At 40.5% G+C, this 6671-nt stretch carries 7 protein-coding genes and 1 tRNA gene; 5 read left to right on the top strand and 3 right to left on the bottom strand.

What is annotated here, in order from left to right; all coding sequences use genetic code 11:
• Positions 1–527 precede the first annotated feature (527 nt).
• Positions 528–616 (bottom strand) — tRNA-Ser (locus tag G3O08_RS06745).
• 166 nt (positions 617–782) lie between these two features.
• Here G3O08_RS06745 and G3O08_RS06740 point away from each other — a divergent pair.
• The 5 genes from G3O08_RS06740 (at position 783) to rplT (ending at position 4456) form a co-directional block, all read left to right on the top strand.
• Entirely contained in the window at positions 783–1217 is a 435-nt protein-coding gene (locus tag G3O08_RS06740; protein ID WP_163284177.1) for an LNS2 domain-containing protein, read from the top strand.
• Positions 1218–1284: 67 nt separating this feature from the next.
• Positions 1285–3228 (top strand): threonine--tRNA ligase, encoded by a 1944-nt coding sequence (gene thrS / locus G3O08_RS06735; protein WP_163284157.1) that lies wholly within the window; start codon positions 1285–1287, stop codon positions 3226–3228.
• Positions 3229–3243: 15 nt separating this feature from the next.
• Positions 3244–3798, top strand: a complete 555-nt coding sequence (infC, locus tag G3O08_RS06730) for a translation initiation factor IF-3 (RefSeq protein ID WP_317164044.1) — start codon at positions 3244–3246, stop codon at positions 3796–3798.
• A 33-nt stretch (positions 3799–3831) separates the two neighbouring features.
• Positions 3832–4029: a 50S ribosomal protein L35 gene (gene rpmI / locus G3O08_RS06725; protein WP_163284155.1), complete on the top strand. Its 198-nt coding sequence runs from the start codon at positions 3832–3834 to the stop codon at positions 4027–4029.
• 82 nt (positions 4030–4111) lie between these two features.
• Entirely contained in the window at positions 4112–4456 is a 345-nt protein-coding gene (gene rplT / locus G3O08_RS06720) for a 50S ribosomal protein L20 (RefSeq protein ID WP_163284153.1), read from the top strand.
• An 86-nt stretch (positions 4457–4542) separates the two neighbouring features.
• On the opposite strand, the gene G3O08_RS06715 is transcribed toward rplT, so the two are convergent.
• Both G3O08_RS06715 and recA read right to left on the bottom strand, forming a co-directional pair.
• Entirely contained in the window at positions 4543–5553 is a 1011-nt protein-coding gene (locus G3O08_RS06715) for a tetratricopeptide repeat protein (protein ID WP_163284151.1), read from the bottom strand.
• 105 nt (positions 5554–5658) lie between these two features.
• Positions 5659–6660 carry a recombinase RecA gene (recA, locus tag G3O08_RS06710; protein WP_163284149.1) on the bottom strand — a complete coding sequence of 334 codons (1002 nt, stop codon included), beginning with the start codon at positions 6658–6660 and terminating at the stop codon, positions 5659–5661.
• Between the last annotated feature and the right edge of the window lie 11 nt (positions 6661–6671).

Here is a 6671-nt window from a genome sequence, read left to right as displayed (position 1 = left end):
AGCTGTACACTACACTTTTCTTATGTTACTTTTTTCAGAGCAAAAATCTATATTCGGAAAGTGACTGATTTTAGAGTTCATTACCAAGGCGCACGGGAATTCAAAAAGCGGAGCGTACATTTTCGTACGTGAGCATTTTGGAATTTTTGTGCAACGCAGGTGTAGCTGTACACTACACTTTTCTTATGTTACTTTTTTCAGAGCAAAAATCTATATTCGGAAAGTGACTGATTTTAGAGTTCATTACCAAGGCGCACGGGAATTCAAAAAGCGGAGCGTACATTTTCGTACGTGAGCATTTTGGAATTTTTGTGCAACGCAGAGAATGAGCTATAAAATCAGTCACGGGATTAGCACTCCTGCGTCGTGCTGATCCCGGAGGGGGACCTACAACCAGAGGAAAACCTACGGCAGCCGAAAATGGCTGCCGGTTTTTTAATGCTCAAAATTTTATTAGAGCAAGCTCTATAAAATTTTGAGCATTAAAAAACCCACACCGCTTCGCGATGTGGGTTTTCCTCTGGTTGCGGAGAAGGGGGGATTCGAACCCCCGATACCAGTTTCCCAGTATGCATGTTTAGCAAACATGTGGTTTCAGCCACTCACCCACTTCTCCGTTGGGAGCGCAAATGTATAAAGTATTCCCATAATGAGCAATACCAAAGCAAATTTCTCACATTTCTTTTGCGAAATTCTTTTAAGTGTATAAAATTCAAGTAGAAACATGGATTTCAAGGCAGGACTTTTTACCTTTGCCAACTTACAATATCAAAAAAATATTTATGCCCGAATCTGCCGGACACCCGCTTAGAAAAACTTACGATAATCTTGGAAATGAGATTTCTCCACAATTAGATGAAGAGGTAAAAAACTACCTTATCGATATTGATGGAACCATTACCGATGATGTGCCCAACGAAGAACCTTGGCGTATGGCAACCTGTGTGCCTTATCAGGATGCTCTTGAAATATTGAATAAATGGTATGACATGGGTCACATAATTACCTTTTTTACTTCGCGTACCGAAGAACATCGTGAAATAACGGAGACCTGGTTGGATAAGCATGGGTTTAAATACCATGGACTCCTTTTGGGAAAACCACGTGGTGGAAATTACCATTGGATTGATAATCATATTGTAAGGGCAACCAAGTTTAATGGTAAGTTTACTGACCTAATCAAAAAAACAAAAGAAATAGAAGTCTTTAAACGATAAGCAATTCTCCTTTTATCAAATTTCTGCAATGCTTATCTTTGCAGGCTCAAAAAAGAAAACATATCCAATGGATATTAAAATTACCCTTCCCGACGGATCAGTAAAATCATACCCCTCAGGAGTGACTGCCATGAAAGTGGCCACAGATATAAGCGAAGGACTCGCCAGAAATGTACTTTCTGCAAAAGTGAATGGCGAAATAATTGATTCGAACCGCCCTATTACCAAAGATTCTGAACTAAGCCTACTTACCTGGAATGATGAGGGCGGGAAATCTACTATGTGGCATAGTTCTGCTCACCTGATGGCCGAAGCTTTGCAGCATTTTTACCCAAAAGCCAAATTTGCGATTGGCCCTCCAATAGAGAATGGTTTTTACTACGATATCGACCTCGGTGAAGAGCAAATAAGTGACAAGGATCTTCCGAAAGTTGAAGACAAAATGCTCGAATTGGCGAGAGAAAAAAACGAATTTATTCGTAGTGAAGTTTCTAAACCTGACGCTTTGGAGTATTTCAGGAATAAAGGAGATGAATATAAGCTTGAGTTGATTGATGACCTTGAAGATGGAACAATAACATTTTACGAGCAGGGTAGATTTACAGACCTTTGCCGCGGGCCCCACATTCCAAATACAGGATTTATTAAAGCTGTTAAACTAACTTCCATTGCCGGTGCATACTGGCGTGGTGACGAAAACAGAAAACAACTTACACGCATTTACGGTATTACTTTTCCCAAGCAAAAAGAGCTAAAAGAATATTTAGAACTGCTTGAAGAAGCTGCCAAACGCGATCACCGAAAACTCGGTAAGGAGATGGGACTCTTCACTTTTTCTCAACGAGTGGGTCAAGGTTTGCCGTTGTGGCTTCCCAAAGGAGCCATTCTCAGAGAGCGGTTGGAGAATTTCTTAAAGCAAGCCCAAAAAAAAGCGGGCTACCTTCCGGTAATTACTCCGCATATCGGGAGCAAGGAGCTTTACGAAACTTCAGGCCATTACGCGAAATACGGAAAAGACTCTTTTCAGCCTATTACTACACCCCACGAAGGAGAAGAATATTTGCTTAAGCCTATGAACTGCCCGCATCACTGCGAAATTTTTAAGGCTGAACCCCGATCGTACAAAGATTTGCCGCTAAGGCTCGCAGAATTTGGAACGGTGTACCGATATGAACAAAGTGGTGAATTACATGGACTTACAAGGGTACGCGGATTTACGCAAGACGATGCCCACATTTTCTGCACGCCCGATCAGGTAAAAGAAGAATTCAAAAAAGTAATTAAACTGGTACTTTATATTTTCAAGACATTAAGTTTTGATGATTTTACAGCTCAGGTTTCGCTTCGCGATCCAAATAATCCAACGAAGTACATCGGAAGTGACGAGAATTGGGAAAAAGCCGAATCAGCCATTCTGGAAACAGTAAAAGAATCGGAATTAAAATACGTTATTGAAGAGGGTGAAGCTGCATTTTACGGGCCAAAACTCGACTTTATGGTTCGCGACGCTATAGGCCGCAAATGGCAGCTGGGCACTATTCAGGTTGATTATAATTTGCCAGAGCGCTTTGAACTGGAGTATGTGGGTAGCGATAATGCCAAACACAGACCCGTAATGATTCACCGCGCTCCTTTTGGAAGTATGGAAAGATTTGTGGCGGTTTTAATTGAGCATTGTGCAGGAAAATTCCCATTATGGCTCATTCCCGAGCAGGTAAAAATACTTCCTGTAAGCGATAAGTATAATAAATACGCCCAATTGGTTTTAAATAAGCTAAATAATTACGATATTCGCGCCCTCGTTGACGAGCGTAGTGAAAAAGTAGGTCGTAAAATACGCGATGCCGAAGTAGATAAAATCCCTTACATGCTTATTGTAGGTGAGGATGAAGAGAAGGATGGCACGGTTTCAGTACGCAAGCAGGGAGATGGCGATAAAGGATCGCACAGTATAGATTCTTTTGCCGAAATGATAAATGAAGAAATTAACGCCCTTTTGGGCAATGTTTAATAAAAACGATAGGTCATAGCTAAGAGATTTCACAAGAAACGCGGTACACGAAGAGTCGTAAAAGAAGATCTTCACAAGATTAACGATAGAATAACTGCGCGCAGCGTTCGGGTTGTAGCCGACGATGTGCCCGCAGATGTTTATCCAACTGATGAAGCCATTAAAATGGCCGAAGATCGTAATCTCGATTTGGTAGAGATCGCGCCAAATGCAGACCCACCGGTTTGTAAAATTATAGATTATTCTAAGTTTCTTTACGATCAAAAGAAGAAACAAAAAGAGCTTAAAAGTAAACAGCAAAAAGTTGTTGTTAAAGAAATAAGATTTGGACCGAATACCGACGAGCACGATTTTGAATTTAAACTTAATCACGCCCGCAAGTTTCTCGAAGAAGGATCTAAAGTAAAGGCTTACGTATTTTTTAAGGGTAGAACCATTGTTTTTAAAGAACGTGGAGAATTACTGCTTTTGAAGTTTGCTAAGGAACTTTCGGATTTGGGAGCTGTAGAGCAATTGCCAAAACTTGAAGGTAAACGGATGATTATGATGATCAATCCAAAGAAAAAATAATTTAATTATAATTACACATAAATAGATCAAGTCATGCCAAAAATGAAAACCGTATCCAGTGCCAAAAAACGATTTAAGTTTACTGGATCGGGTAAAATCAAGCGCAAGCATGCATTCAAAAGTCACATTTTGACCAAAAAAGCAACCAAAAGAAAACGTGATCTCACGAAGACAGGGTTGGTTCACACGTCAGATGTGCCCGCTGTAATGAATATGCTTAACGCGAAGTAAAAGTAAAACAGGTTTATTAATCCAAAGACTGAGTTTAAAGATTCCAAGTAATTGGAACACTTATTCTTAAAACAAAAAAGAAATGCCAAGATCAGTAAATGCAGTCGCATCGAGAGCCCGACGAAAAAAGGTTCTCAAACAAACGAAAGGCTATTTCGGTAGAAGAAAAAACGTCTTTACCGTAGCTAAAAACACTCTTGAAAAAGGACTTCAGTACGCTTACCGCGATCGTCGTCAGAAAAAACGCAACTTCCGCTCTTTATGGATTATGCGTATCAATGCCGGAGCACGCGAGCACGGAATGTCTTATTCAGAGTTTATGGGTAAACTTCACGCGAAAGAAATTCAGCTGAACAGAAAAGTTCTTGCAGATTTGGCGATGAATCACCCAACAGCATTTAAAGCTATTGTGACTGCAGTAAAATAATATCTGCACACAAACAAATTAGAAAGAGCCGATTACTCGGCTCTTTTTTTTTGATACAAATTTCGGGAAGATTTATATCTTTTGAATTACATTAGCCTGTTCAGACCTTTGGCTGCCAATGTATAATCTGGAGAAATTTCCAACACGTTCTTGTAAACGTTTATAGCCTGTTGTTTTTCATTCATTTCTTCAAAACAAACTCCTCTATTGTACATGGCATCTACATAAGTAGGTTCTATAGTTAGAACGGTATCAAAATAGGCCAACGCCGTTTCGTACGCTCCAAATTCAGTGAGGTTAAGATACCCGGCGTTGTAGTATCCCAAAAAGTTATTCGGGTCTGTATCTATCAACTGTCGGTAAATCGCCATGGCCTGCTCGTACTTTTCGCCTGCCTGCAAAAACATCCCTAAATTATAAAGTGCTTCCGCACTTTTTGGTTTAATCTCAAGAGCAGTTTTAAAATATTCAAGAGCGAGTGGATCTCCCTGATAAGCAGTTATATTCCCCAATTCCATATACGCTTCGTAATGTTCGGGGTTTACCTCTGTGGCCGTTTGAAAAGAGGACTTCGCCAAGGTCGTATCACCCAATTCTTTATATATAAAACCTTTAATGAAATAGCCTTGAGCCAATTTATCATCAATTCGCAGGGCATCATTTGTATAAACCAATGCCTCGTCATATCGCCTCAGTAGAAAATTCGTCTCAGCCAGCTTCAAAAGTGCATCGGTATTGGTATCATCGTATTTAACAGCCTTTTCCAGACTAAGCCTTGCACCGCGCAGTTGGCCGCTTTGAAACTCAAGCTCACCAAGCACGGTGTGAAAATAAGATACTGTGCTGTCAATTGCTAATGCGCGCTCTGCATCTCTAATGGCGAGTTGCATCATTTTTCTATCGCGATAAGCCATGGCTCTTTTCACATAGAGATTTGGATCATTCGGTTTGGCCACTATGCGGTCATTCAAACTTTCAATCAAATCAACTTCCTGGGTATCCCCTTTTCGGGAAATATGCCTGTCAGAATTTTCAGCCGAATCGCAAGAAATTAAAGCAATAGCAATGAGCGTAATAAGTATTCGGGTATGTAGCATTTTTCTACCTCAGTGATATGATTTATATAATACAAAGGACGCAACAAAATTTGAAAAGCCGAAAGTGAATTCACTTTCGGCTTTTGCTTTCCTTTAAAAGGTCATTTATTTCTTTTTAAGCTCGTCTTTGATTTTTTGTTCCAGCTCATCCATAAGTTCCGGATTGTCTTCTATAAGCGATTTTACAGCATCTCTGCCCTGGCCAAGTTTTGTTTCGCCATAGCTAAACCACGAACCGCTTTTTTTGACGATATTCATGTCAACTGCCATATCGAGTATTTCTCCGCTTTTCGAGATTCCCTTACCATACATAATATCAAATTCAGCTTTGGTAAATGGCGGCGCCACCTTGTTCTTCACAATTTTAACTCTGGTGCGGTTTCCAATTACATTCTCACCATCTTTAATTTGGGTAGCCCTGCGGATATCGATACGAACAGAAGCGTAAAACTTCAATGCATTCCCACCGGTTGTAGTTTCAGGATTGCCAAACATTACTCCAATCTTTTCGCGTAGCTGATTGATAAAAATACAGCAACATCCCGTTTTAGAAATAACACCTGTTAATTTCCGAAGTGCTTTTGACATCAATCTGGCTTGCAATCCCATTTGCGAATCACCCATTTCACCTTCAATTTCGGCGCGAGGAGTAAGTGCAGCAACAGAATCTACTACAAGTAAATCTATTGCCCCCGATCGAATCAAATTTTCAGCAATTTCCAAAGCCTGCTCACCGTTGTCAGGTTGAGAGATAAATAGATTTTCAGTATCTACACCGAGGCTTTCGGCGTAAAACCGATCAAAGGCATGCTCGGCATCGACAAATGCTGCAATACCACCCAACTTTTGCACTTCGGCAATTGCGTGAAGCGCCAGTGTGGTTTTACCCGACGATTCAGGTCCATATATTTCTACTACTCTACCTTTGGGATATCCGCCGATGCCGAGGGCAAGATCAATCCCCAAAGAACCTGAAGGGATCACCTCAACCTTTTCTACGGCATCATCGCCCAATTTCATTACTGCACCTTTGCCATACGATTTCTCCATTCGGTCTATCGTAAGCTGAAGGGCCTTTAGTTTTTCCTTATTTACTTCTACTGCCATAATTTCCAATT

Source organism: Cryomorpha ignava, from assembly GCF_010686655.1.
Classification (GTDB): Bacteria; Bacteroidota; Bacteroidia; order Flavobacteriales_D; family Cryomorphaceae; genus Cryomorpha; species Cryomorpha ignava.
Note: the sequence above shows the minus strand (reverse complement) of the source record. Positions and strands in the feature narration are given on the sequence as shown.

Bases quoted from the DNA above. Each gene is read 5' to 3' on its own strand.
- G3O08_RS06740 (WP_163284177.1), top strand. From the start codon at position 783: ATGCCCGAATCTGCCGGACACCCGCTTAGAAAAACTTACGATAATCTT.
- thrS (WP_163284157.1), top strand. From the start codon at position 1,285: ATGGATATTAAAATTACCCTTCCCGACGGATCAGTAAAATCATACCCC.
- rpmI (WP_163284155.1), top strand. From the start codon at position 3,832: ATGCCAAAAATGAAAACCGTATCCAGTGCCAAAAAACGATTTAAGTTT.
- rplT (WP_163284153.1), top strand. From the start codon at position 4,112: ATGCCAAGATCAGTAAATGCAGTCGCATCGAGAGCCCGACGAAAAAAG.
- G3O08_RS06715 (WP_163284151.1), bottom strand. From the start codon at position 5,553: ATGCTACATACCCGAATACTTATTACGCTCATTGCTATTGCTTTAATT.
- recA (WP_163284149.1), bottom strand. From the start codon at position 6,660: ATGGCAGTAGAAGTAAATAAGGAAAAACTAAAGGCCCTTCAGCTTACG.